This window comes from Campylobacter concisus, assembly GCF_002092845.1.
GTDB lineage: Bacteria > Campylobacterota > Campylobacteria > Campylobacterales > Campylobacteraceae > Campylobacter_A > Campylobacter_A concisus_AQ.
The window spans coordinates 1-25,108 of sequence record NZ_LVXF01000039.1; the positions used below are offsets into that span (position 1 = coordinate 1).

At 37.5% G+C, this 25,108-nt stretch carries 22 protein-coding genes; 6 read left to right on the forward strand and 16 right to left on the reverse strand.

The features are described from left to right. Positions 1 to 599: pseudouridine synthase family protein (locus A3854_RS07490; RefSeq protein WP_141081841.1), on the forward strand; the 599-nt coding region annotated here is incomplete at its 5' end. 277 nt (positions 600 to 876) lie between these two features. On the opposite strand, the gene rlmN is transcribed toward A3854_RS07490, so the two are convergent. The 4 genes from rlmN to A3854_RS07510 are packed head-to-tail and all read right to left on the reverse strand — an operon-like array spanning position 877 to position 6,729. Beyond that, positions 877 to 2,013 (reverse strand): 23S rRNA (adenine(2503)-C(2))-methyltransferase RlmN, encoded by a 1,137-nt coding sequence (rlmN, locus tag A3854_RS07495; protein WP_084041961.1) that lies wholly within the window; start codon positions 2,011 to 2,013, stop codon positions 877 to 879. Continuing rightward, positions 2,010 to 2,690: a purine-nucleoside phosphorylase gene (locus A3854_RS07500; RefSeq protein ID WP_084041962.1), complete on the reverse strand. Its 681-nt coding sequence runs from the start codon at positions 2,688 to 2,690 to the stop codon at positions 2,010 to 2,012. Before A3854_RS07500 ends, rlmN begins: the two co-directional genes overlap by 4 nt. Continuing rightward, positions 2,690 to 3,445 carry an imidazole glycerol phosphate synthase subunit HisF gene (gene hisF / locus A3854_RS07505; RefSeq protein ID WP_084041963.1) on the reverse strand — a complete coding sequence of 252 codons (756 nt, stop codon included), beginning with the start codon at positions 3,443 to 3,445 and terminating at the stop codon, positions 2,690 to 2,692. The genes A3854_RS07500 and hisF overlap by 1 nt, the downstream gene beginning before the upstream one ends. Continuing rightward, positions 3,442 to 6,729: a DEAD/DEAH box helicase gene (locus tag A3854_RS07510; protein ID WP_084041964.1), complete on the reverse strand. Its 3,288-nt coding sequence runs from the start codon at positions 6,727 to 6,729 to the stop codon at positions 3,442 to 3,444. Before A3854_RS07510 ends, hisF begins: the two co-directional genes overlap by 4 nt. A 106-nt stretch (positions 6,730 to 6,835) precedes the next feature. On the opposite strand from A3854_RS07510, the gene rsmA reads away from it, so the two are divergent. The 5 genes from rsmA (at position 6,836) to A3854_RS07535 (ending at position 12,440) form a co-directional block, all read left to right on the forward strand. After that, positions 6,836 to 7,678 carry a 16S rRNA (adenine(1518)-N(6)/adenine(1519)-N(6))-dimethyltransferase RsmA gene (rsmA, locus tag A3854_RS07515; RefSeq protein ID WP_084041965.1) on the forward strand — a complete coding sequence of 281 codons (843 nt, stop codon included), beginning with the start codon at positions 6,836 to 6,838 and terminating at the stop codon, positions 7,676 to 7,678. Then, positions 7,644 to 9,773 carry a ribonuclease J gene (locus tag A3854_RS07520; RefSeq protein ID WP_180378669.1) on the forward strand — a complete coding sequence of 710 codons (2,130 nt, stop codon included), beginning with the start codon at positions 7,644 to 7,646 and terminating at the stop codon, positions 9,771 to 9,773. The genes rsmA and A3854_RS07520 overlap by 35 nt, the downstream gene beginning before the upstream one ends. Positions 9,774 to 9,782: 9 nt before the next feature. Further along, positions 9,783 to 10,736, forward strand: a complete 954-nt coding sequence (locus tag A3854_RS07525; RefSeq protein ID WP_084041966.1) for a KpsF/GutQ family sugar-phosphate isomerase — start codon at positions 9,783 to 9,785, stop codon at positions 10,734 to 10,736. Position 10,737: 1 nt separating this feature from the next. Next, positions 10,738 to 11,511 carry a pseudouridine synthase gene (locus A3854_RS07530; protein ID WP_084041967.1) on the forward strand — a complete coding sequence of 258 codons (774 nt, stop codon included), beginning with the start codon at positions 10,738 to 10,740 and terminating at the stop codon, positions 11,509 to 11,511. Between the two features lie 71 nt (positions 11,512 to 11,582). Next, a complete protein-coding gene (locus tag A3854_RS07535) occupies positions 11,583 to 12,440 on the forward strand; it encodes a tetratricopeptide repeat protein (protein WP_084041968.1) in 858 nt (285 codons plus the stop codon). A gap of 64 nt (positions 12,441 to 12,504) precedes the next feature. On the opposite strand, the gene A3854_RS07540 is transcribed toward A3854_RS07535, so the two are convergent. From A3854_RS07540 to A3854_RS07595, 12 genes are all read right to left on the reverse strand, one after another. After that, positions 12,505 to 13,014 carry a hypothetical protein gene (locus A3854_RS07540; RefSeq protein WP_084041969.1) on the reverse strand — a complete coding sequence of 170 codons (510 nt, stop codon included), beginning with the start codon at positions 13,012 to 13,014 and terminating at the stop codon, positions 12,505 to 12,507. Continuing rightward, positions 13,011 to 13,964 (reverse strand): hypothetical protein, encoded by a 954-nt coding sequence (locus A3854_RS07545; RefSeq protein WP_021090207.1) that lies wholly within the window; start codon positions 13,962 to 13,964, stop codon positions 13,011 to 13,013. Before A3854_RS07545 ends, A3854_RS07540 begins: the two co-directional genes overlap by 4 nt. After that, entirely contained in the window at positions 13,961 to 14,629 is a 669-nt protein-coding gene (locus tag A3854_RS07550) for an ABC transporter ATP-binding protein (RefSeq protein ID WP_084041970.1), read from the reverse strand. The genes A3854_RS07545 and A3854_RS07550 overlap by 4 nt, the downstream gene beginning before the upstream one ends. After that, entirely contained in the window at positions 14,626 to 15,735 is a 1,110-nt protein-coding gene (locus A3854_RS07555) for an ABC transporter permease (RefSeq protein ID WP_084041971.1), read from the reverse strand. Before A3854_RS07555 ends, A3854_RS07550 begins: the two co-directional genes overlap by 4 nt. Continuing rightward, positions 15,725 to 15,910, reverse strand: a complete 186-nt coding sequence (locus A3854_RS07560) for a hypothetical protein (RefSeq protein ID WP_054197437.1) — start codon at positions 15,908 to 15,910, stop codon at positions 15,725 to 15,727. The genes A3854_RS07555 and A3854_RS07560 overlap by 11 nt, the downstream gene beginning before the upstream one ends. Before the next feature lies 1 nt (position 15,911). Then, positions 15,912 to 17,033 (reverse strand): nitrous oxide reductase accessory protein NosL, encoded by a 1,122-nt coding sequence (locus A3854_RS07565; RefSeq protein WP_084041972.1) that lies wholly within the window; start codon positions 17,031 to 17,033, stop codon positions 15,912 to 15,914. Positions 17,034 to 17,106: 73 nt separating this feature from the next. Continuing rightward, the gene (locus A3854_RS07570) at positions 17,107 to 17,931 is read right to left on the reverse strand and encodes a tetratricopeptide repeat protein (protein WP_084041973.1); all 825 of its coding nucleotides are present in this window, start codon (positions 17,929 to 17,931) and stop codon (positions 17,107 to 17,109) included. Positions 17,932 to 17,939: 8 nt separating this feature from the next. Continuing rightward, positions 17,940 to 20,555: a cytochrome c biogenesis protein gene (ccsA, locus tag A3854_RS07575; protein ID WP_084041974.1), complete on the reverse strand. Its 2,616-nt coding sequence runs from the start codon at positions 20,553 to 20,555 to the stop codon at positions 17,940 to 17,942. A 14-nt stretch (positions 20,556 to 20,569) separates the two neighbouring features. Next, positions 20,570 to 21,535 carry an NrfD/PsrC family molybdoenzyme membrane anchor subunit gene (nrfD, locus tag A3854_RS07580; RefSeq protein ID WP_084041975.1) on the reverse strand — a complete coding sequence of 322 codons (966 nt, stop codon included), beginning with the start codon at positions 21,533 to 21,535 and terminating at the stop codon, positions 20,570 to 20,572. Between the two features lies 1 nt (position 21,536). Continuing rightward, complete coding sequence (locus A3854_RS07585) at positions 21,537 to 22,208, reverse strand: 4Fe-4S dicluster domain-containing protein (protein WP_021090331.1); 672 nt, start codon at positions 22,206 to 22,208, stop codon at positions 21,537 to 21,539. Positions 22,209 to 22,228: 20 nt separating this feature from the next. Then, positions 22,229 to 22,987 (reverse strand): FKBP-type peptidyl-prolyl cis-trans isomerase, encoded by a 759-nt coding sequence (locus A3854_RS07590; RefSeq protein ID WP_084041976.1) that lies wholly within the window; start codon positions 22,985 to 22,987, stop codon positions 22,229 to 22,231. Between the two features lie 44 nt (positions 22,988 to 23,031). Then, complete coding sequence (locus A3854_RS07595; RefSeq protein ID WP_021090404.1) at positions 23,032 to 25,098, reverse strand: multiheme c-type cytochrome; 2,067 nt, start codon at positions 25,096 to 25,098, stop codon at positions 23,032 to 23,034. Positions 25,099 to 25,108: the final 10 nt, after the last annotated feature.

The window sequence follows — 25,108 nt, forward strand, 5'->3', positions numbered from 1 at the left end:
TTTATACACTTTTTGGACGAGATGCAAGCGTGGCACATAGGCTGGACTTTGAGACGAGCGGTGTGATAGTCGTGGGCAAAGATAGAAATTCTACGATTAAACTAAAGAAAATTTTTGAAAATAGAGAGGTTTTTAAAAGCTACGTCGCAATGGTACAAGGTAAGATCGAACGAGAATTTATGATCGATGCCAAAATGGATCTAGCAAACAACTACGACGATGTGAAAATGCGGATGCAAATTTGCAAAAACGGCAAGAGCGCTGTGACTAAAATTTTGCCGATCAGATATTTTGACGATATCGATACAACTTTACTTCGGGCTATTCCTCTCACTGGCAGGCAGCATCAAATTCGCTTACATTTGTTTCATGTGAAACACAAGATCCTTGGCGAACCACTTTATGGTTTGTCACGTCCACAGATCGAGAAAATTTTAGATAAAGAAATGTGTGAGCGTGAACGGATAAATTTAACTGGTGCAAAAAGGCTCTTGCTTCACTCGGACGAAATTTCATTTAAATTTGATGAAATTTTTTACAAGATAAAAAGCAAATTTGACGCTGAAAACGAATTTTATAGATTTGCAAAAGAGAGCTAACTTTAGTCTAATTTTTTTAATAAATTTCTATTTCTCATAAACCTTTACCTACGTTTTGCCAAAGTTTATCGCTTTTAAATACCACAATAATAATTTTATAGTTTATGCAATTAACACTCCATTTTATTTCTTTATAAGAGTTAGGCTTTATCTTGATGTTAAGGCTTAGAATTTATGCCTATCTTTTTCATCTTTTAAAACTTTTAAAATAAGCCCTAATCCAAGTAAAACCACAATAGTAACAAAGACTATTTCGGCTATATCAAGTACACTCATTCTAACTCACACTGGCTTTACTATTATCTTCAAGCGACTGTGTTTTTAAATTTTTATCACTGGCAATAGCTTTAAATTTTGCATTTTCATTGCGTTGTTTTAACTGTCCACAAGCTGCACTTATATCAAGTCCTTTGCTCTGTCTGATCGTGCAAGTAACGCCGTGATCTCTTAGATATTCTTGAAATTTTAGCATGCTGGTAAGCTCAGGTCGTCCAAATTCACTGCCCTCATGTGGATTAAAATATATAAGATTTACCTTTGCTTTTATGCCATGAAGTAGTTTTACCAACTTTTTAGCATCACTCACGCTATCGTTTAAATCCTTTATAACAAGGTATTCAAACATTACACGCTTTCGCATATCGATAGGAAATCCCCTAACAGCATCCATAACAGCCTCGATGTTATATGCCTTATTTATCGGCATTAGGCGGCTTCTAAGCTCATTAGTAACAGCATGAAGCGATATGGCCAATAACACGCCAAGATCCATCTCACCAAGCTTTTTTATCTGACTGCCAAGTCCGCTAGTTGAAACGGTTTGACGACGTGGTGATATGGCTAGACCCTCATTAAGAGCTAAAATTTTGATAGCTTTACTAACGTTAGTAAGATTATCAAGTGGCTCACCCATACCCATATAAACGACATTTATACGTCTTTCATAAGGTATTTTTTTTTCTCTTTTTATCCATAAAATTTGTCCCACAATCTCGCCTGCAGTCAAATTTCTAACAAGCCCACCCTTTGCTGTTAGACAAAAAGCACAGCCCATTTTACAGCCAACCTGCGAACTAACACAAACCGTATAACGAGCATGGCGACTGACCTTTCCATTCTCATCACTAATCTCCTCTTTCATCGGGAGCAAGACACTCTCTATCTTTAGCCCATCTTTTAGCTCAAAAAGATACTTGATCGAACCATCACTACTTTGCTCAAATTTTACACATTTTAAAGGTTCGATATAAAATTTTTCAGCTAGACCTTGGCGCATATCTTTAGGTAAATTTAGCATTTGGCTAAAATCGGTTGCATTTTTCTTATATATCCACTCGTAGATTTGTATTGCTCTGAATGGTGGAGAAACTAACTCTTTTAGCTCATCAATACTAAGATCAAGCAAATTTATCACATATTTTCCTTTATATATTTTGTTAGAATTTTCTTGGCCTCTGCGTGATTTTTTATAAAATCAGCATGTGCATTTTTATCACAAAAATTTGTCGCTACAAAAATTCCATAAGCTGGAATTTTAAAAATTTGAGCTACTCTTAGAACAGAAAAAAACTCCATATTTTCTAAAAAATAGCCTTTTTCAAATATCTTATGAGCCAAATTTTTGTCTATAGTTATGAAATTTGATGAATTTGTTTTGATAGTTCCACGTGAAACGATAGAAGAAATTTCACACTCAATCGGTGAATAAGATCTATTTTCTACGCTAGAAATTTCAATATTTGCCCCAACCGAGCTTTCATAAATTTGTAAAATTTCACCATCTTTATAAAGACCAGCTGAGCCAACGAAAACTATTTTTTCTGGCATCTGATATAAATTTCGTTCAGGATTTTTTGACAAATTTTGGCTTATATTTTTTAGCTCTGGATTTGATGAGTTTGCAAATTTAGCCTCGATCTTTGCAAGATATTGCGGATCGATATTTTTTAAATTTATACCCTTTTCATCCGCTCCAATACATGCTCGTTTCTGCAAAAATTTTGTCAAATTTATCGCCATATCAACTAGGCCCACACCCATTGGCAAAGCAAAGTCAAAAATTTCGTTTTTTCCAGCAGAGACAATCAACATCAGAGCCTAACCTCAACACCATTTGCTTTGAGATACTCTTTTAGTTTTTTTATCTCGATTTCGCCAAAGTGAAATATCGAAGCAGCTAAACACGCATCAGCCCCGGCTTCAAAAGCCTCTTTAAAGTGCTCCATCTTACCAGCTCCGCCGCTTGCAATAGTCGGTATAGAAAGCGTACTAAATATCTTTGTTAGCTCAAGATTAAAGCCTAGTTTGACACCATCATTATCCATAGAGGTTAGCAATATCTCACCTGCTCCACGCGACTCGACCTCTTTTGCCCAAGAAAAGGCATCTTTTTTAGTATCGATCCTGCCACCATTTATAAAAACACTATAACCATTTTCGATCTTCTTGGCATCGATCGCTACTACAACACATTGCGAGCCAAATTTCTTAGCTGCTTCGTCAATCAAATTTGGATCTTGTATGGCTGATGAATTTAAGCTTACTTTATCACAGCCAGCATTTAAAAGGCGTGATATATCATCTAACGTGCGTATACCGCCACCAACTGTTAGTGGGATAAAAAGCTTACTTGCGACCTTTTTTACGACATCAACTATCGTATCACGCCCAAGATGAGAGGCAGTGATATCCAAAAAGCAAAGCTCATCAGCACCCTCGTCATTGTATCTTTTAGCTATTTCCACAGGATCTCCAGCATCGACAAGTCCTACGAAATTTACACCTTTTACAACTCTGCCATCTTTTACATCAAGGCATGGGATTATGCGTTTTGCAAAATGATTCAAATCTGTCCTTTATCTATTTTTCTAGCAGCTACCTCAAAATATGGCAAATTAGACCAATTTTCTCGGTTGCCAACTATATAAACAACTTCTTTTGCTCTTGTTAGTGCTACATTTAGTAAATTTGGCGTACTAGCAGCCCATGCTCTAGCACCTTTTGTAGCACCGCCAAGGACAAAGATAACAACATCAGCTTCTTTGCCTTGCATAGTATGGATAGTGCCAGCTCCTTTTAAATTTTTACAAACATCTTTAAAAGGTGTTATTATTTTAACGCTATCTTTTAGCTTGGCTAGCTTACCATCTAAAAGCTCTTTAACGATCATACCTTCGGCTTTATTATAGTTACCTATCCATTCATCACTACTAACATCAATCCATTCTGTTTTGATGTTAGGGTCACTAAGCTTGCTTTCACTATCTCTGCCAAGTATCATCATATCATCATATGTTGTTTCGTTTGAAATTTTAAACATAGGGTTGGCGCACCTTCTATGAACGATAAGTGGCGAACCAACCCAAATGGACTTACCCTCTCCTTTTATATATGTACCAATATTTTGTACTTTATCGGCTCGAAGTTGAACTGATGATTTTAGTAGATTAAACTCATCTTTTGCATCACAGTAGTGTAAAATAGCGTTATTTAAAGCTGGTGGCAATGTTACAACAGGCTCAAGTTGAAGTGGATCACCAACTACAACAGCCATGTTTGAACGAAGCAGTGCACCTAATGCGTTAGTTAAATTTGCCTGCCCTGCCTCATCTATTAAGAGCAAGCCTATATCACCATTTAGTAGCTCTTTAAAGGTATTATTAAAAGATGCGAAAGTAGAACTAACAACTGGCGTTAATAAAAATAATCCTTTTATTATTTCACGTCTATCTTTAGCCTCAAGCCCGTTTTTTTCAGCCATTTTTTCATCATTAAATATAACACTAAGAGCTCGTAAATTTGTTCTAACAGCTTCTTTGCAAGCAAAGATAGTGGCTTTATGCAGATTAAGCGCTTCTTTAAAAAGCTTGATTCTTGCGTTAAAAAGCTTTGTCTTATAAAATTTCTCATCAAGATCACGCTCCATCATAAATGGCATGCTCTTTTGTATTTCTTCATTACTCTGATTAAAACTACCATTTAAAAAGCCATCAAGTTCTTCACTTCTACCAATTAATTTTTGACGTCTAATAAAGTCATCATTAAGCTTGTTTAGATGGTCTATCTTGGTGTTAAGTTCTAAAATTTTCTCTTCAAGCTGAGTTATTTGAGCTTTTAGTTCGTTTAATTTTACTTCATTCTTCTCTTTATTTTCACTATTTTGCTTGCTTGCTTTCAAATTTTGCTCAGCTATTTGGCGATTTATCTCACTAACTTTTTGCGCTTCATTGTTATATTTTTCAAAAGCTTGCGTCTTTAAAATTTGCTGGAAAATAAAAAATGATGGCTTTATAGGCGCACTCAGATACTCTTGCAAAATTTCATTTTGGCCAATAAGCTTTGTTAGCTCGTTAGCTTCCGTAGCCTTTTGCTCTAGCTCATTTTTGCTCAAATCCAGCTCATCTATTAGTGGCTTTAAAAGCTCGTCTATTTGCTTTGCTGAATTATAGTTATCAAGTCTTTTATCAATATTTATAAGCTCACTATTTATACTTTTTAGCTCCTCTTCTTTGATCCTGATCTCGCTAAAAAGTAGATTTACTTCGTGTAGGGCTTGATTAAATTTCTCCTTTGCCTCGTCGTAACCATCAACTCCTTCACCGGTAGCCAAGTATTTGCCAAGCCCCATCAAAAAGCCATCTTGCTCTATAAATTCTTTAAATTCTTTTGAAATATCTTCAAACTGACTATGTGTTTTTTCGATCTTTACGCCATTAATTGCGTTGAAAATAAAATTTGACTTATTTTGCTTTGAGCCAAGAGGTATGCAAAAAAGCCCCCATGCAGGTTTTGAGATAAAAGATTTTTCTCCAAAATTTGTCTTTTCATCGGCCGAGAGAAGCCTTGTAGCTATAAATTTAAAATAATCAATCTCACCTGCATAACTACCAATACTTTTTAACTGGCTAAGCTCTTTACTTAAAATTTCAACCGCACCGTTATTGCAAGAGCTAACAACCATCTCATAGCCCTGGAGTTCTTTATTTAGAGTAAAATAAAGCACCTTATCGCTACTATCTCGAGCTGGTGCAAAGATATCATGTCTACTCATTTGTGCGAGCTTCATCGCTCTAAGCGTAACAACTTCAGCCATTACGTCTTTTAAAAGCGTTGTTTTACCAGTTCCTGGAGCGCCATTTACGCTATAAATTCCACCACTTCTTTCTTTAAATTTTTTAATGATGTTATTAACAGCAATTTGCTGTGAGAAATTTAGTGCAAAGTCGCTAGCAAAGGCCGATCTTGGATACTCTTCTGCTTTAAAAAAATCTCTAACAAGCCTTCTATTTTGCTCATCTCTTACATCAAGTCTTTCAAATTTATTCTCACTGCCATCATCCAAAAACTGATCCGTTAGCTCATGCGTCCTGCCTGACTCGTGAAATTTGATAAGCAAATTTATATCATCTATGAAAAAGCTATTTAAAAGGCTATCATTTTCTTTAAAATTTGGATTTATGATCTTTACTTCAAGCCTTAAGAAATCATTACAAAATGGTGTTTTAAGTGCACTTTTTAGCTCATCGTTTATAAGCTTTATATATTTACCAAATTCCATTTTTTCTTTATAAATAGATAGCTTGTCTTTTATGCGCTCACACTCTTTGCTAAAATCACTTTGGCTTATCTCCTTTAGATGATTTAGACGAGCCATTGCCCAAGGAGCTGTTGAGATAAAAAGATCATCAGATGAGTTTGGTGTAAAAAATGGAGTTAAATCATCATCAAGTAAAATTACATCTTTTAAAGCAAAATTTTGATCATCTTTACAAAATACCAAATCACCGGCAAGCTTAAATTTATAGCAAAACGCCTTATCAAAGCTAGTTTGCTCAGAGCGCAACTCATCTAAAATTTGCTCTTTTTCAAATTTTACATTTGCTAGCTTTGATATCGCAATGGCGAGCAAGTCAGTCTCAAAAATGCCGCCATAAATTGAAATTTCTACACCATTTTTTAAAAGTGAGCTATCAAACGCTCTTAAAATTTGCATAAATTTCTCATCGAAATTTGCGATCTCAAGGTCTATTGATTTTTTAAATCTAGTATTTGTCTTTTTTGGCTCGTCTAAGGTTTTTGGCTCTAAATATTGTGATAATAAAAAGTATTTTAAGGTATTTGCCTTGCTCAAATTTATGCCCTATTTCGTTATTATTTAGTGATTATAGTCCATTTTATATATGATTAAACTAAACTTGTAATCATTGTATAAGTAATTTTTAGCTAATATCGCGGCTATGATAAAGGCAAAAAAGCACTTTGGACAGAATTTTTTACAAGACAAAGCGACACTAGATAAGATCATCCAAGCGATACCCAATGACGTAGCAAACGTCGTTGAAATTGGGCCTGGCTTAGGTGATTTGACATTTAGACTTTTGCAAATTTATAAGACAACCTGTTTTGAGATAGATTGTGAGCTGTTTCAAATTTTAAAGGTCAAATTTGCAAATGAGATCCAAAATGGACAATTAAAACTTTTTTGTAAAGATGCATTAGAACAGTGTCAGCAAGAGGGCGGACTAAGTAGCGAGAACTACTTTTTAGTCGCAAATTTACCCTATTACGTTGCTACAAAAATGATACTAAATGCGATAGATGACGAAAAATGCCTTGGACTTATCGTGATGATACAAAAAGAGGTTGCTCTTAAATTTAGTGCAAAGAGCAAGGATAAAGAATTTAGCGCTTTATCGATCCTCGCCTCACTCCAGGGCAGATGTGAGCTTTTGTTTGACGTGGATGCAAAGCTTTTTAATCCACCCCCAAAGGTCACATCCTCAGTCATCAAACTACAAAAAACAAAAAAGATTTTTGGTAAAGACGGGATTTTCAAAGATGCAAAACAATACGAGGCTTTTAAAGTATTTTTAAGAGCTGCGTTTGCTTCGCCAAGAAAGACGCTTTTGAAAAATTTATCCACAAATTTTGACAAAAATGCGTTAGAAGAAATTTTTGAAAGCCTAGCTTTAAACCAAAATTTACGTCCACACGAGCTAGATGTCGATTCTTATCTAAAAGTATTTGAAAGATTAAAGGAAGATAATGAACGACAAAAACGAAGAGAAAGTTGTAACTAACCAAAGCAAAAACAACAAAAGACGAAGATTTAGACCAAAAAATAAACCAAAACAAGATGGTGAAACTACCGAGCAAACTTCACTAGCAAGCAAAAGCGTGATAGATAACTTCTTTGCAGCAGAGCAGACTGAAGCCAAAACGCACGCCGAGCCAAAGAGCCAAAATTCTCGCCCAAAAAAGCTAAGAAACAATAAAAATCAAAACAAAAACGGCGAAAATAATAAGCCAAAAGAGCAAAAACAAGAATCACAAGAAACAAAAACCAAAACACAAGAACAAAAAGAAAAGCCAAAAAAGGTTAAAAAGCCAAAGAAAAATTTACCTGCAAAACTAAATGGCAATGAGCAATGGCAGCAAGATATTGCAAGTGCAATGGTGGCAAACAAGGCCGTTCACGAGCTTCGTCTGGAGCCGATGAAGTATCTAAACTCAAGCGAACATAAAATTCGCATAACTCCACTTGGCGGTCTTGGTGAGATCGGTGGCAATATGACCGTCTTTGAAACTGAAACTAGTGCTATCATCGTTGATATCGGCATGAGCTTTCCTAGCGAGAGTATGCACGGCGTGGATATACTAATCCCTGACTTTGACTATGTTAGAAAAATAAAAGATAAAATAAAAGGTGTCATCATCACTCACGCGCACGAAGATCATATCGGTGCAGTGCCTTACTTTTACAAAGAGTTTAAATTTCCGATTTACGCCACGCCTTTACCACTTGGTATGATAAATAATAAATTTGAAGAGCACGGCTTAAAGCAGGAGCGCTCACTTTTCCGCTCTGTCGAGAAAAGAAAGCCATATCTAATAGGCGACTTTGAGGTTGAGTGGATACACATAACTCACTCTATCATCGACGCTTCAGCACTTGCGATCACGACAAAGGCGGGCACCATCATCCATACGGGCGACTTTAAGATCGACCATACGCCGATCGACGGCTATCCAACTGACCTTGGCAGACTTGCATACTACGGCGAGCGCGGCGTACTGTGCCTTATGAGCGATAGTACGAACAGCTACCGAGAGGGCTTTACTAAAAGCGAAAGCAGCGTGGGCAAGACCTTTGATGCGATATTCTCAAAGGCCAAAGGACGCGTCATTATGAGCACATTTAGTTCAAACATCCACCGCGTTTATCAGGCGATCGAGTGGGGGCTAAAATACAACCGCAAAGTCTGTGTCATCGGTAGATCAATGGAGAGAAATTTATATACTGCAATGGAGCTTGGCTATATCAAGCTTGATAAGAAAATTTTTATCGACGCTAACGAGGTTGGCAAATTTAAAGATAACGAAGTGCTGATCGTCACCACAGGCTCTCAGGGTGAGACCATGAGCGCACTCTACCGAATGGCTACTGATGAACACAAATACATCAAAATAAAGCCAACCGATCAGATAATAATCAGCTCAAAAGCAATCCCTGGTAATGAAAGTAGTATCTCAACTGTATTAAATTTCCTAATAAAATCAGGCGCGAGCGTCGCTTACCAAGACTTTAGCGAGATCCACGTCAGCGGTCACGCAGCACAAGAAGAGCAAAAGCTGATGCTACGTCTTATAAAACCAAAATTTTTCTTGCCAGTACATGGCGAGTATAATCACATCGCAAAACACAAAGAGACAGCTATAAGCTGCGGTGTAGACGAGAGAAACATCTATCTAATGAGCGATGGCGATCAAATGGAGATCTGTCAAAAATACTTAAAACGTGTAAAAACGGTAAAAACCGGTAAAGTCTTCATAGACAATCAAATAAATAAACAAATCTCAGACGATGTCGTCATCGATAGACAAAATCTTGCCGAAGCAGGTGTCGTCATGATAATCGCTCAAATTTCACGTCATGGTGCAAAACTTATAAACAAGCCTCGCGTCATTAGCTACGGCCTTGTGGGCAATAAACAAGATGCGGAGTTTAGCAAAGAGATGCAAGAAATTTTGACGCAGTTTTTAAGCAATATAAAAGAGGAGCTTTTAAAAGATGGCAGACTGCTCGAGTCACAAGTACGTCAAGTGATTAGAAAGCATATCTTTAGAAAGGTCAAAAAGTACCCAACTATCGTACCGATTATCTATCTAATGTAAGGGAAATTTATGCAAACAATCAACCAAATCGCAGCCGAAGTTTTAAAGATAGAAGCAAACGAGCTTTTAAGACATGCTAAAAACTTAGAGATAGAAGATGCTGTAAATTTGATATTTAATACAAAAGGTAAGGTAATAGTCACAGGCGTGGGCAAGAGCGGTCATGTAGGCGCAAAGATCGCTGCCACGCTTGCTAGTACTGGTACGCCAAGCTTTTTCTTGCATCCAACAGAGGCTATGCACGGCGACCTTGGCATGATAGAAAAAGATGATGTTTTGTTAGCCATTAGCTTTAGTGGCGAGAGTGATGAGCTTATCAAAATTTTGCCTCACGTAAAGCGCTTTGGCGTAAAAATCGTCGCCATGGCAAGGAGCAAAACAAGCTCGCTTGGTAAATTTAGTAATGCATTTATTAGCATTGACGTAGAGAAAGAGGCCTGCCCACTAAACGCTGCTCCAACAGCATCAACTACGCTAACGTTAGCTCTTGGCGATGCGTTAGCTGTTTGTTTGATGCAAAAACGAGGCTTTAAAAAAGAGGACTTTGCAAATTTTCATCCAGGTGGCAGCCTTGGCAAGAGACTATTTTTAAAGGTCAAAGATGTAATGAGAAGCGAAAATTTACCGATAGTTCGCTGGAATGCAACCCTAAAAAGTGCGATCGATACGATGACGCATGGCAAACTTGGCACGGTTCTCATAGTTGATAAAGATGGCGTACTAGACGCCCTTTTAAGTGACGGCGATCTTAGGCGCGCGCTTATGAGAGAGGACTTTGACTTAGACGAGCCAGCGATGAAATTTGCAACCCTAAAACCAAAAGAGATAGATAACAAAGAGATGTTAGCTGTAGATGCGTTAGCTTTGATAGAAAAGTATAAAATTCAACTTCTAGCCGTCGTAGAAAATGGCGTACCTGTGGGTGTTTTACATATCCACGACCTTGCAAATTTAGGACTATAAAATGGAAAAAACAAGACTTAATAAATTTATCTCACACAACACAAACTACTCACGCCGTGAGGCAGATGAGCTGATAAAAGCTGGCAAGGTTAGCATAGCAGGGCGCGTGGTTAGCGATCTTGCGACAAGCGTGGATGAAGATGATAAAGTGCGTATAAATGGCCGTTTGATAAAGCTAAAAAAAGAATTTACCGTTATCGTTTATCACAAACAAAAGGGCGAGCTAGTTAGTAAGAAAGATGATCGCGGACGAAAAACGATCTATGACACGTTAGACAAGAAATTTGCCAAATTTGTTAGCGTAGGGCGCCTAGACTATGCAAGCGAAGGGCTACTTTTACTAACTGACGCCCCAGCTATCGCCACAGCGCTAATGAATAGCGACATAGAGAGAGAATACTATCTAAAGGTAAAAGGCGAAGTAACGAAAGAGGTGATAGAGGCCATGACAAATGGCTTTTTTGCCAAGGACGCTACCAAAGGCGCGCACGCAAAAACCACTATAAAATCAATGGAATTTAAGCCATTTCTAGCCTATAAAGTCTTTGGCTCAAGCGGCGGTTACACAAAACTAAAAGTCATCATTAATGAAGGTCAAAACAGAGAGCTTCGCCGTTTCTTTGGCTACTTTGACCTTGAAGTAATGGATCTAAAAAGGGTTAGCTTTGGTCGTGTTAGCCTTGATATGCTAAAGCCTGGCAAATGGCGCTACTTCGAAAATAGCGAATACGAAGACCTAAGAGACTTTTTAAAGGTTAATAACGTTAGATACTAAATTTGGCTTATTCCTCTAACAAAGAGGCAAGCCAAACCACAATAACTACAAATTTACAAAAATGGAGAAAAATGAAAAAGGCTGTTCTTTTATCCGTGATCCTACTAACTACCAGCTTCTCTAAGGATATAGTTAAACTTGGAATTGAAGCCTATGATCAAGGCAATTATTATAAGGCGGCCGAGATATTTAGCATGGCCTGCGATGATGGAAATGCTGAATGCTGCAATATGCTAGGGGCTTTATACTCAGATGGTCTTGGCGTCAAAGTAGACTATCATAAAGCAGCCTGGCTATATAAAAAAGCTTGTGATGGCAAAAGTACTATCGCTTGTAGTAATTTGGGAGACCAATATAGGGACGGAATAGGTGTAAAGCAAGACATTCGTAAAGCGATTGAGCTATACGAAAAAGCTTGTGAAGGCAAATATGCTGAAAGTTGTTTTTATTTGGGATTTTTTTATGAAAATGGACAACTAACAAAACAAGACTACTATAAAGCAGCCTGGCTCTATGAAAAAGCTTGCGATGGCGAATACGCCAATGGTTGCCACAATTTAGGAGTTTTGTATATGAATGGCAATGGTGTAAAGCAAGATTATATAGAAGCAGCCAAATTGTTTGAAAAAGCTTGTGATGATGGATATTCTCAAAGCTGTAATAATTTAGGAAATTTTTACTCAAAGGGGCAATCAGTAAAACAAGACCACCTAAAAGCAGCCAAACTATGGCAAAAAGCATGTGATGATGAAATTGGCCAAAGTTGTTCTAATTTGGGAGTTTTATATTTAAAAGACCAGGGTATAAAACATGACTATATCAAAGCAATTAAACTATTTAAAAAAGCTTGTGATTTAGGATATCAGACAGGATGTGATTATTATAAAAAAATAAACAATAGCAACATAGACATAATAAGAATAAACTAGTAGTAGATTTTAGGCAATAAATTTAAATTAAACGAGCTCTGCTAAATTTAGAGCTCATGCAAATTTATATCTTATTTTCTGAAAGTAGGATGTTTATATATGGATTTAGTAGCGTCTCACCGCGTGCTGCGTAGAGCAAGACCTCTTTAAAGTAGTTGTCGTTTATGCCATATGTGTGAAACTCGTACGCCCCTATGCCGTATCCCATAGGCGTGATATCAACCCTTGAGTACCAAGCATTTTGCGCTAGGATGTAGCGATTCGTATCTCTTGAATAGACATATAGCTTGATCTTATCTTTGCTCTTTTGCGCCATATACCAGATGAAAGAATTTGTGATATCGTTAAAAAAATAGATATCACCATTTGGCATGATGGCTTGGGCTGTGTCGTTGTTATCAGTGATAAGCGTCCTACTCTCATAACATATAAATTTATTTGGCGTAAGTTGCTCGATCGGCTCTGATTTGCCGTTATTTAGTACTAAAATTTTATCGTCGCTTATGTCGGCATTATAGGCAAGTACAGCTAAAACTAGAGCTAACAAACACAAAGAAAAAATTTGTTTTATCAAAATAAAAATCCTCTTAACAAATAGTATTTCAGGACATAAAGCGAGCAGATCAGCACGCAAACACCTAGCCAGATCGATGAAAATTTAAGCTTGTGTGAGTAGTTTGTCTTTGTTATGATCTCAACAAGATATGGCATAAGGCCGTAAAAAACACCTAGAAACAAACTGCCCCAGATAAGATAGCCAACGTAAAAATAGTCACCTTTTAGCATGCAGTATGGGCATTTATGGTTCGGTTGCTCGTAAACATAAAGGCCAAAAAAGTAGGTGATGGCGTAGTAGCTAAGTACCAAAAACAATAAATTTGCCACGAAACTCGCCATACTTTGCTTTAAAAAATTTAGCACCAAAATGACAAAAAATAGCACAAAAAATACGCTTACTAAACCAAAATTTGTATAGCCAAATGGTAGCTTTGGAGCTTGAAAAGTAACAGAGCAGCAAAAGACCGGCACTTTTAGTGGGATATTGTAAAAAAACGAAATTTCTATGCCAAGCTCAAGTAGTATCATGACAAAAAGGCAGATAAAAATGGCGTATTTTTTCTTTAGATAAGGGAAATTTAGAGCCTGTAAGTCAAGCTTATTTATAACCAGCCAAATACCAAGCCCAAAGATCAGCAAAATTTTAGTGAGCATCAATATGCCACCAAATTTATTTGAGCCAATCACGCCAGCTGAGCACATGGCACCGGGCACAATATCAGAGAGTTCATTTAGGCAAAGTGCAAAAAATATAAACAATACGATCTTGATACAGACGCAAAAAAGTAAGATCGTATTTACAAGATAGTTTTGCTTTTCAAGCGAGTATTGAAGCGATGTTAGTGCATTGTAATCCCACGACCTCACGATCCTAACGACATAAAAGAGCGAAATGCTCATCAAAACTAAAAGCACAAACTCCGCTAACAAAAAGGCAATAACGGCGTTTGATAAAAAGACACTCATACTATCTCTCCGTTTTGCAAGCTGACAACCCTATCTGTTGCACTTAGCTCATCAAAAATGCTATCGTGAGTAGCGACAATAACACTCTTTTTTAGAGTTTTAAAAGACTCTAGTAAGCCCAAAAATGCACGCGCATTTTGTCTGTCTAAATTTGCCGTTGGCTCATCAGCCAAGATGATGTTAGCATCCATAGATAAAGCCCTAGCTACCGCACATCTTTGACGCTCACCGCCACTTAAATTTGATACGTTTTCATCTTTTTTATGAGAGATATTTGCGAGACTTAGAGCCTTTTTTATCATCTCATCTCGCACATTTGCTTTAAAATTTGTTAGAGCAAATGGAGCTAGTAAATTTTCATAAACACTCAAACCATCAATAAGGTTAAAATTTTGAAAAACCAATCCAAGCCTTTTGTGTCTAAGCTCAGAGCAAAAGGCATCGGGTAGCTTTGCGATGTTGGTGCCATCTATCAAAATTTCTCCGCTAGTTGGCTTTTGAAGTAGGGCAATAAGAGAAAGTAGTGTGCTTTTACCGCTTCCACTAATGCCTTTTAGTATCACTAACTCGCCATCATTAATATCTAAATTTATATTTTTTAAAGCACAAAACTCATTTTGTTTGTTTTGGTTATAAACTAGGCTAACACCTCTTATATTTATCATTTTAGCCCCTCATTTATATCACTACTTGCTACTCTCCATGAAGGTATGAGTACAAACGCCAAAAATGGTATCACACCAAAAACAAAGATCAAAAAGAGCTTATCAAACTCTAAAATAGGCGTAAAATTTGTAAAATTTAAAAGCTCATCACCTAAAAATATCCCTTTTAGAAGTGGAGCATTTAATACAAAAACAAAGAGATAAGCCAGCATAACACCTAGCAAAAAAGCACTAACGCTAACGATGAAATTTTGTATAAATTTTAAAAATATAATATCTTTTATACAAAAACCAATGCTTCTTAAAATAGCTATTTCACGCTTTTTACTACCATAGGCGAGTGAAATTTGGTTTTTAAGCAAGACAAAGAATATAAGCATAACACTAACGTAAATGCTCATAAAAATTCCACCCTTATAATAGTAAAGGTGCCTAACCTTAGCCACCTCATCTTCTATACTAAGAGCGAAAGAATTTGGATATAAATTCTCTATCTTTAAAGCCACTTCACTGATCTCATCGGTATTTGGCACCTCAACGTAGAGCTTTGTATACTCTTCATCTTTTAAATTTAAGATGGCCCTTAGCGTATTTGGATGCAAAAATATAGCGTTATTTGAGATTAAACCACTTTGTGCCGGCATAGTCTTTAATATCTTTACTGGTATCATGCGCTCTTCAGTTAGAAAATTAAAGCTCTCATCGTAGTAAAGCTCATTCATCGCTGCCTTGACACCTTCTCCGACGATCATCTCATCCTCTTTTAAGCTATCATCTTCATATAGATGAAACCAAACACGCTTTTGAACGAAGTAGTACTCTCCATCAACCACACCCCTTACATCACTTACGCCATCAATCTTTGAGATGTCGTAGATATAGCCAGGGTGCATGAGATCATTTTTGCCAGCACGAAATGCACTCACTACGATACTTGATCTATCTTTTACTAAATTTATAAGATCATGTTGGATCGATCCAGAGATGAAAAGTACCGAGCTTAGCACAAAGATAATGAGTGCAAAGAGGCAAAAGCTAAAAAGGTGATCCTTTCTATCTTTAAAAAGCAGAACCACGGCGTAGTTTATAAAATTTTTACCTATCATAGACAAAGCCTTTTTGCCCCTTTTGATTAAAACTAAAAGCAGCATTTGCTCTTGTTATCTTAGAAATTTCTCTTAGCTCATCTTGCTTTGCTTTATGATCAAAGCTAAGATAGTGTGCCGCTAAAAGCGTATAAGAAAGTCCAAAAAATAACGCCAAAAAAACTAGAAATTTCACACTATTTACCGATAAAATTCTTTATCTCGTCAAATCTTATGACACCTTTGCCAGCATGATCTTTTAAAAAGCTCTCTGCCTTTGCTTCATCTTTAAATGGAATAAACTCATCGCCCATTGGTCCATAAACGTTTGAGCCGTGAACATAAAACGCATCTTTTGCATCAAGCTTTTCTAGCGTGTAATAATCACTCACATAAGCATCTTTCATTTTGCCATCCGCAAAGTAAAATTGTGCCATATCTTTTACGCCATCAAAATAATAATCCTTGCCATCTGCTTTGATGAGTGTCGCCCATGGAGAATTTTTGACAAGCATGCCACATACCGCGCATCTTGCGCCCTTTGGTACGACTATTCTCTCAGGTTTTTTTATTTCTTGTTTAGCTTTTGAGGCTTGGTTGCTAGTACCTAAATTTGCCGGAGCGTCCCATAGATACAAAGCGGCAGCTTGTAGGTGTTTGTCGTACTCTGGAGCTTTGCTGACCTCTTTTGAGTCACATACTTGTTTAAGATGAGCTTTTAGCTCAGAGATAGCTTTAAAGCTTTTTGGATCAGTTTTATCGCAGTTTGCCTCGTAAAATTCCTTACCATGTGCGTAAACGCCGTCCTCACGTTTAGCTTTTATCATTTTATTATCACCCTCGAAATCCTGTCCAGCGATCTCGTAAGCTTTAGCAAAGTTCATTATTTCGCCGCCATTTTCTGCTTGAAATTCTTTTGCGTCAGCCTCGGTTGAGAAGGCATATTTGCTATTTCTAGTCATTGTGCCTTTGACGCTACTACCAACTACGTAAAATGCCTTGTTTACGTCGATCAAATTTAAATTTTTAGTATCAACGACTTGTGCGTCGCTTGGGATCTTGCCTTCTGTTAGCTCGTATAGGCAGTGGAGTGATGCTACTTGCTTGCCGTTATATACGTGATTGGTCTTATAAAATTTAACCAAATTCATTCCACAAACGGCGCAGTACTCCTTGCCCTCGCCATTTCCTACTAGTGTAGCCTTGCTAGGATCCACGCTTTGAAACATCGGTTTCATTTTGACGGCTTGTTCATTTGTAGAAGCACTAAAAAGTATGGTTGCTAGTAGTGCTGAACTCAAGATAGAACGTAAAATCATAATTATCTCCTTTAGTATTTTTTATTTTTATATTTATAAGCTTTAAATGCCACTGGGCTAACTTTATCAAGCATCAATGCTTTCCTAAAATTTCTAAATTCTCGCACGCTTCTTTTAAGCCATTTTTGCAGCTTCTAGTAAAAATTTCACGTGCTTTCTCCACGTCTTCTTTTACGCCTTTACCTTCAGCTAGCATGATAGCGTAATTATTGCAGCCCTTTTCATATCCATATATACACGCTTGCTCATAAAGTTTTGTGGCTTTTGTGAGGTTTTGATCAACGCCTTGTGCATATACATATAAAAAGCCGAGATTATCACACCCTATGCCAGCTTCGTTTGCACAAGCCATTTCGTAGTTTGCTTTGGCTTTTGCATAGTCTTTCTCTACACCTTCACCTTGCGCATATAGATAGCCGAGATTGCTACATCCTATGCCATCACCTGCCTTGCAAGCCTTTTCGTAAAGCTCTTTTGCCTTTTTAAGATCCTTTGTCACGCCGGCGCCATTTGCATAAAGCAAGCCAAGCTCCGTGCAACCCTCATTATCCTTACAAGCTCTTTCATAAAATTTAACCGCTTTTTCTAGGTCTTTCTCCACACCTTTGCCTTTTTCATAGGCGTAGCCAAGATTACTGCAAGCCATAGAAAAATTTTGATCGCAAGCTTTCTCATAAAGCATCGCCGCCTTTGCTTCGTCCTTTTTGACATTACCATCACCTCTGCTGTAAAGCACAGCTAGATTGTAGCAGCCTGATGCCTTTTTCTCTTTATCGCAAGCATCTTCATAAATTTGTGCTAGCTTGTTGTGATCGTCTTTTGCGCTTAAAGCCTCTTTGATATAGCCAGCATTCAATAGTCCCAAACAAGCAAACAATAAAACCAAACTCTTTTTCATCATATCTCCTAAATCTCTTTTATATCCTTACCTCTATAAGCAAAGGCGATTAGCAAAGCCAAGAGCATTAAAAGCAAATAAAGCAAATTTGAAACGCTAAATCCATCGCCATTTGCGTATGAGTGAAGTCCGCTTAGATAGAAATTTACACCAAAATAGGTAAAAATAACTGAACCAAAAGAGAGCACGCTAGCTACCAAAAAGGTAAAAATATTTTTTAATCTTGGGATAAATCTTAAATGAAGCACAATGGCATAAATAATTATCGTAATATATGACCAGCTCTCTTTGCTGTCCCAGCCCCAGTATCTACCCCAGCTCTCATTCGCCCAGACACCGCCAAGGAAATTTCCAATAGTTAGCAAGCTAAGTCCTATGATGAGGCTTAGCTCATTAGTTGCGGCGAGGTATCTTATCTGCTCGCTGAGCTTTTGCTCGTTTTTTTTGTTTTTTATAGCCATTAAAAGAAGCCCAAGAAGCCCAAGCACAAAGCTAAAGCCTAAAAAGCCATAGCTTGCCGTGATGACACTTACATGCACACTAAGCCAAAATGACTTTAAAACTGGGACTAGATTTGTTATTTGTGGATTTATAAAATTTAGATGAGCGACAAGCAAGCTCACGCTTGCAAAAAGTGAAGCAGCTCCAAGAGCAAAGCTTTGATGTTTAAAAAATAAAACTCCAGCTAGTACACTTGCAAGCGAGATATACACTAAGCTCTCATAGGCATCACTCCAAGGTGCATGCCCTGAGATATAAGCACGAAGAGCTAAATTTAACAAATGCACCGCAAAGCCAAAATAAAATGCAAGGCTTAATGCACTTTCAAATCTAAATTTCTTTCCAGAAAATAGCCTATAAAAGCCAAGAGCGAGCGAAACTAATCCAAGGATCATGTAAAAATATATAAGAAATTTAAAAATTTCCATTTGATTATAAAGCACTTCAAGCTCCACCTTTGCCTCGCTTGGCGCAAGAGAGCCTAGAATGCTTCTTTGATAGCTTGAAATTTTCTCCAAGCTCTTATCAGCTCCCTCACACTCGCCACTTTTTACGCAAAGGCTTAAATTTTCTATATAAGCGCCTAAAACGCTTTTAAACTCGTTTGAAATTTCACTTGAGCCAAAGGCTTCATTTACGCCTAGCCAAGTTAATTTATCGCCATTTTTAGCTGGGATAAATTTAAGCATTTCTCCCTTTAGCGCGAGATATAAGACATTTAATCTCTCGTCAAATTTGATCACGTCGTTATCAAATTTATCTCTTTTAGAGGCGGGTTTTTCATTTGCAGCTTCTACAAATTTAGCCAGCTTATACTCGCCATTTTCGTTAAAGACATCGTTAAAACTAGCAAATTTCTCATTAACTCCCAAAAGCTCGCCCACACGCTCACTTGTGATCTTTACCATCCTTTTATCCATCCACTCTTTTGGCGAGATAGCAAAAGAGAGCATTAGCTCCTCGCTACTAAGCCCAAATAGCGTAGTTTTGGTTGAAATTTTACTTATCACAGCTCTTGAGTAAGAGCCAGCTGGAGCGATTCTGTTATCAGCTTGAGTTAAAATTTTGGCAAATTTGCTTGCATGAGCGTCTAAATTTTTATTATTTTCATTGGCAAAATTTGGAGTAGCATTTAAAAGCAAAATAGCCAAAAATACGATTTGCGAACCTTTTATAAAATTTAGCAGCCTAAAAAATCGGCTCTTTTTACTAAATAAATTTGCCACAAAGCCAAGACAAAGCAAGAAATATCCGATATAAGTTGGGATTTTGCCAGGATCACGGCTGATCTCAAAAGCGCTTCCAAGCTCATCAGGATCGTATGAAGACTGAAAAATTTTATAGCCATCAATCGTTAGTGGATTGTTTAGCGAGATGTCGTACTTGCCGCCAGCGATACTTACTTTGCTTGTATAAGATGATGGACTATTTAGCCCCGCATATCGCTCTAAAGTAAACTCGTCAAGCTTTAATGAAAATGGTAAATTTAAAGCCTTTGAGCTAAAGTAAAATTTCACCTCTTGCCCACCAAAAATTAGCACACTAGGCTCCAGCTCATATCCGGCTCCGCCTTTTAGCTTAACACTCTTTTTTTCGCCGTTAAAACTTATTTCTAAAATAAGCGTAGCAGGAGCGTTTTTCTCATCTTTTTTATATCCAAGCAAGTTAATTATAAATTCCTTGCCATCTATAAAATTTTTAAACTCAAAGTCGTTTTTACCAAATAAGCTTAATTTTAATGGATAACTAAAATTTTCTCCAAGCATTTCGACTATAAGATAAGGCTTGACGCTTTGCATTACATTTGAGCTTTGCAGAGCTCTAAGATGCATAACACCCTCTTCGCCAAAATACCTTGTAAGTGCAGCCCCGATGAAGATAACAATAAAAGCAAGATGTATCAAAAATGCGCCAAATTTTTTATACATCTTGGTTTTTACGATACTAATGGCTAAACAAATAGTGCAAGCAAACATAACACACTCGTACCAAAGCGCTTCGTAAACAAGCACTCTGGCCGTTTGTGTGTCATAAAAATTTTCTAAAAAAGTCGCAAGCCCTGCACCAAAAGCAAGAATAAATAATAATATCAAAGACAAGCGGTAGATATTTAAAATTCTCATCGCTCGCCTCTACTTTAAATGCTATAAGTTTGTCCCGCATAAAGTATAAACACCCTAAGCAGTAAAACACCGATAACAGCCGCTAATGAACTGATATAAAAGCTAAATTTTAGGCTAGCTACTTTTTTGCCAAATGCAAAATTTAAAACAAAAGGCACAATGAAGCCAACTAGCACAACACCAAGCCAAAAGAAATTTGCCCAAACGCCACTATAAAAAGCAACAGCTGCATTTTGCTGATAACTTGAACCAAGTAAAAGCGATACAAAAAGCATTAAAATGAGTAAAATTTCAGCTCCCAAAACGCTAAATTCTACGCTATGAAGCGAATGAAGGTCGCTTGAATGTGGATCTTCTTTAAATAAAGCTGCTGCGACCAAGCTACTGCCACTTATACCAGCACTTAGTCCTGAAGCTATAAATAAAGCTGGAAGCACAGCTGTGTTTAAGAGTGGAAATCTAATCAAAACTGAGATCAAAAATCCAGTATAAGCGCAAATTATTACAGCAAAAATAAGACAAATACGACTTAAAAATGGATAAAGCGGTATTAAAATTTTCATTATTAATGCAAAAAGAGCGCTAAAGGATTTTAAACTTTTGGCTAAGAAATTTGAAATCTCATCATTAAATGCATAAAGGCACATCAAAAAGCTAAGCGGTATAAATACACAAAGTCCAGCAACACCGATAGACATAACTGATGTGAAATTATAATTAATCAAAATTTTCCAAAATAAAAGCGGCTTTTCAAGATCAGCTATCAAGCAAACCATACCGAGCATGATGCTAACAAATGCTAAAAGCGAAGCAGCCTTGAAAAATGAGCTAAAGCTCTCTTGCTTTTTATAGTGTTTTAAAAGTATGGCAGCGATTAGCGCTCCACCACTCATACCAGCTAGCAAAAGATAAACAGCGATCGGCCAGCCCCACTCTACTCCATGCGAAAATGTTGCAGTAAAATTTAATGCACCATCCATCTTACACCCCCATTTTTACTTTAGGAATATATCTAAGGCTTGGTTTTGTACCAAGCTCTGCTCTTAGCCTTATGCTATCTTTTACGGCTAGTAGCTTACTGATGTGCGAATTTTCATCGTTAAGATCACCAAAGACGATCGCCTCGTATCTACAAGCTTCTACGCAAGCTGGCTCTTTTTCGTCCTTTAAATTTGTATCTACGCAAAAGTTACAGCTTTGAGCTGAGTGCGTAACCTTATCGATATATCTCACGTCATATGGACAGGCTACGATGCAGTATTTACAGGCGATACAATCATCTATATTTGTAGTTTGTATGCCAGTTTTTTCGTCTTTATGACAAGCCTTAGTTGGACAAACAGCTACACAAGGCGCATCAACGCACTGCTGACAAGACACTCTTACAAATCTTTTATCTAGTAAATTTTTAGGATTAGTCTTATCTTCTATAAAAAGTCTCATCTGTCCTTTTGGGACTAAATTTACCTTTCTGCAAGCTATCTCGCAGTCTGTACAGCCAACACATTTATTTTGGTCAAATATCATACCAAAGTGTGGTTTTTTTACACTTTCTTCACTCTTAAAAGCAAAACCACTACTTGCCGCACCAGCACCAGCAGCTACAACTACCATGCTTTTTAAAAAGGCTCTTCTATTTTTTTGATTTTGCATTTTTAACTCCATTTTATATCTTAATGAGGCTTTTTAATGCCCTCATTTAGTTCTTTCTCGTGAATTTTCTTTGCAGCCTCGGCTAATTCACCTGGCTTTAAGACCTTAACAAGCTCTATCTCAAAAACGATAGTCTCGCCTCCAGGTATGCCCTCCATGCCGCTATCGCCGTACGCAAGTTCTGGCGGGATAACAAATTTAAACTTATCGCCCTCTTTCATGAGCATTAAGCCCTCTTCAAGACCTGGGATCAAATTTAGCATAGAAAGATGAGCTGGAGCCTCTTTTGTCTCATCAAAGACCTTACCATCGATAAAGCTAGCTTTGTAGTTTGCTATGATGATACTTTCTTGTTTTGGAGTCGCTCCCTTTTTGCTTGATTTTAAAATTTCATATTGCAATTTTGATTTTGTCGTTTTTACATTTTTATTTTTTGCATTTTTATCCATAAAAGCCTCGCCTTGCTTTAAATTCTCTTTAAGTATGGCGGCTTCTTTTTCTTTTACTATCTTGTCTAAATTTTCAGCTCTTTTGTTTAGTAGCTTTGCTATCTCATCATCGCTTAGTTTTAGCTCTCCTTTTAGTGCATCACTAAAACCTTTGATAACGGCCTCAGCATCGTAGCTAATGCCTATTTGTTTTTGTTCAAGTAACCCTTTTAAAACATATCCACCACTTGTTGCTCCCATAGCATAAGACTCATTTGAATCTACATTTGCAAGCAAACCAGAAGCACTTAAGCTAAGAAGTAGCGTAAATTTTAAAACCTTATTTTTCATATCAAACCCTTAAGATTAAAGGGGCTAAAACTAGCCCCTAAATGCTATAAATTTTTATTCAAAATTCTTTGAGCTTCTTTTATATACTCTTTTGATGCATCGAGTTTTTGTTTAGTAAATTTAAATCCGTGCATACCCCACGAACCATCTTTTTCAACCATATCGATGATCTCTTGAGCATTTTGGATAAGCTCATAAACTCTTACTTTATCACTTGCATCAAGTTTTTTAGTCTCAAGTAGTGAGTAAAGTCCTTCAATACCAATCTTAACTTCAGAGAATTCATTCTTAACTGGAGTTTGCCATCCCATAACTTCATCATAAACTTGTTTTTGGTTTTTGAAGTGAAGTGTTGGTTTTAGCTCAGATAATACTGGGCTGTGGCAGCCTTTGGTATCTTTCATATCTTTATCAGCCCAAGATGTTCTAGCGCACGCCCACATCAAGTCAACGTAGTTATGTCCATTTTTATCTCTTTCAAAGTGCCAATCTTTAGCATCTCTTGGACCTTTAGCAGCATCGCCTGGTACTAGAGATTTCTCTTTTGGATCAACCATGATCTTCCAGATGTGAGATCTTCTTTGAGTATCAAAGCCAGCGTTGTCTTGGAACTGAACAGCGTAGAAATTCTCACAACTCATCATAAATGGCATGTGGCAAGATGCACAAGTGTTGTCTTTGTGAGTATCTGCTTTAGATGCGATATATGCTTGAGTCTCGTGGCAATCTTTACACTCTTTTCTAATTTTTGGTTTAGTATAGAATGAGCTTAGATAGCCTTGCTCTGAGTTATAGTTCATACCAGTTACGCTCTTATCGCCTACAACTGGGCCTGTGTTATCGTGTGGATCGTGGCAAGTAACACATCTCATACCTTTATCATAGTGAGCCGTAAAGTATGATTGTGAACCCTCAGATCCGCATCCTGGTCCCATTGATTTAAATTTAGAGCTAAGTGATAGATCAAGCTTACCATTATTAAGAGGATTAGCACGAGCTAGATCTGGGCTAAAGTTAAATCTTTGGTGGCAGCGTTCGCAGTTTGATGTTCTAAAATTTGTAGCTCCATCAAGGTGACCGCCAGCTCCGTGGCACTCCTCACAGCTTACGCCTTTTGAGATAGTGTGTTTTTGAAGCTCTTTAGCATTACCAAGTGCTGCGTAAAATTCTGCTTTTGATTTGAAATCGAATTTAACTGGGTGACAAACTTCACAATATGATGAGTTTGCTTGGAAAAACATTGATTTTTTATGTTTTGCGGCGTATGAAGCTAGACCTCTAACATATCCGCCATTGTCGCCATACTCTTCAAGCGTGCCAGGAAATTCTGGAACAAGCTCTTTTATCTTTTTAACAGTTGCGTCGTCTAAATTTAACGCCCATGTTCTTTGCCATTGGTTACCACCAGCTACGATCTGACCTGTACCATCTCTTAGCAAACCGCCCTCAACATAGTAAGTACCACGAAGTAGCCACGCATCAACGTAGCCCATTTTGGTTCTTAAGTGACCAACAGTTGCGTAGATAACATCTGGAGTGATACCTTTTGGAAGGATAGAAGCCGTATCTTTGTCAAATACTGGCTCAGTTAGGTTGTTATTAACCTCTGGGTGCTCACCAGGGAAACGCATAGTAGTTGCGTGGCGAGATCTGCTCCACACTTCATACTGAGCTGGGTGACACTCACCGCACTTTTCTGGACCTACAAATTTGTTAGGAAATTGAAGTGATGAAGTGGCTGGAATTCTATACATCATAGAGCTATAGCCCTTACCGCCATCTCTTTTACTAAGCTTTGACATATCAAAGCCATGTCCCTCGGCAAGCCACTCTAAGCCACGGTCGTGAACGACCATTTTACCGACGGTTTTACCACCATACTTTGTAAAAATAGGGTGGTTTTTAAATAACCAGTTATACATCTCTTGCTCTTCTACAACGTAGTCTTGCAAGGAGATAACACCTCTACTTTGCAGTGTGCCTTTAGGATTTGCGATAACATCACGTGCTTTATCGGACATCTGCATATTATGCTCTTCGCAACAGGCTTGTGAAGCGAAGATGCTAACACCCATGAGCAAACCAGCTAAGGCTTTTTGTAGATTTCTCATGTGCCCTCCT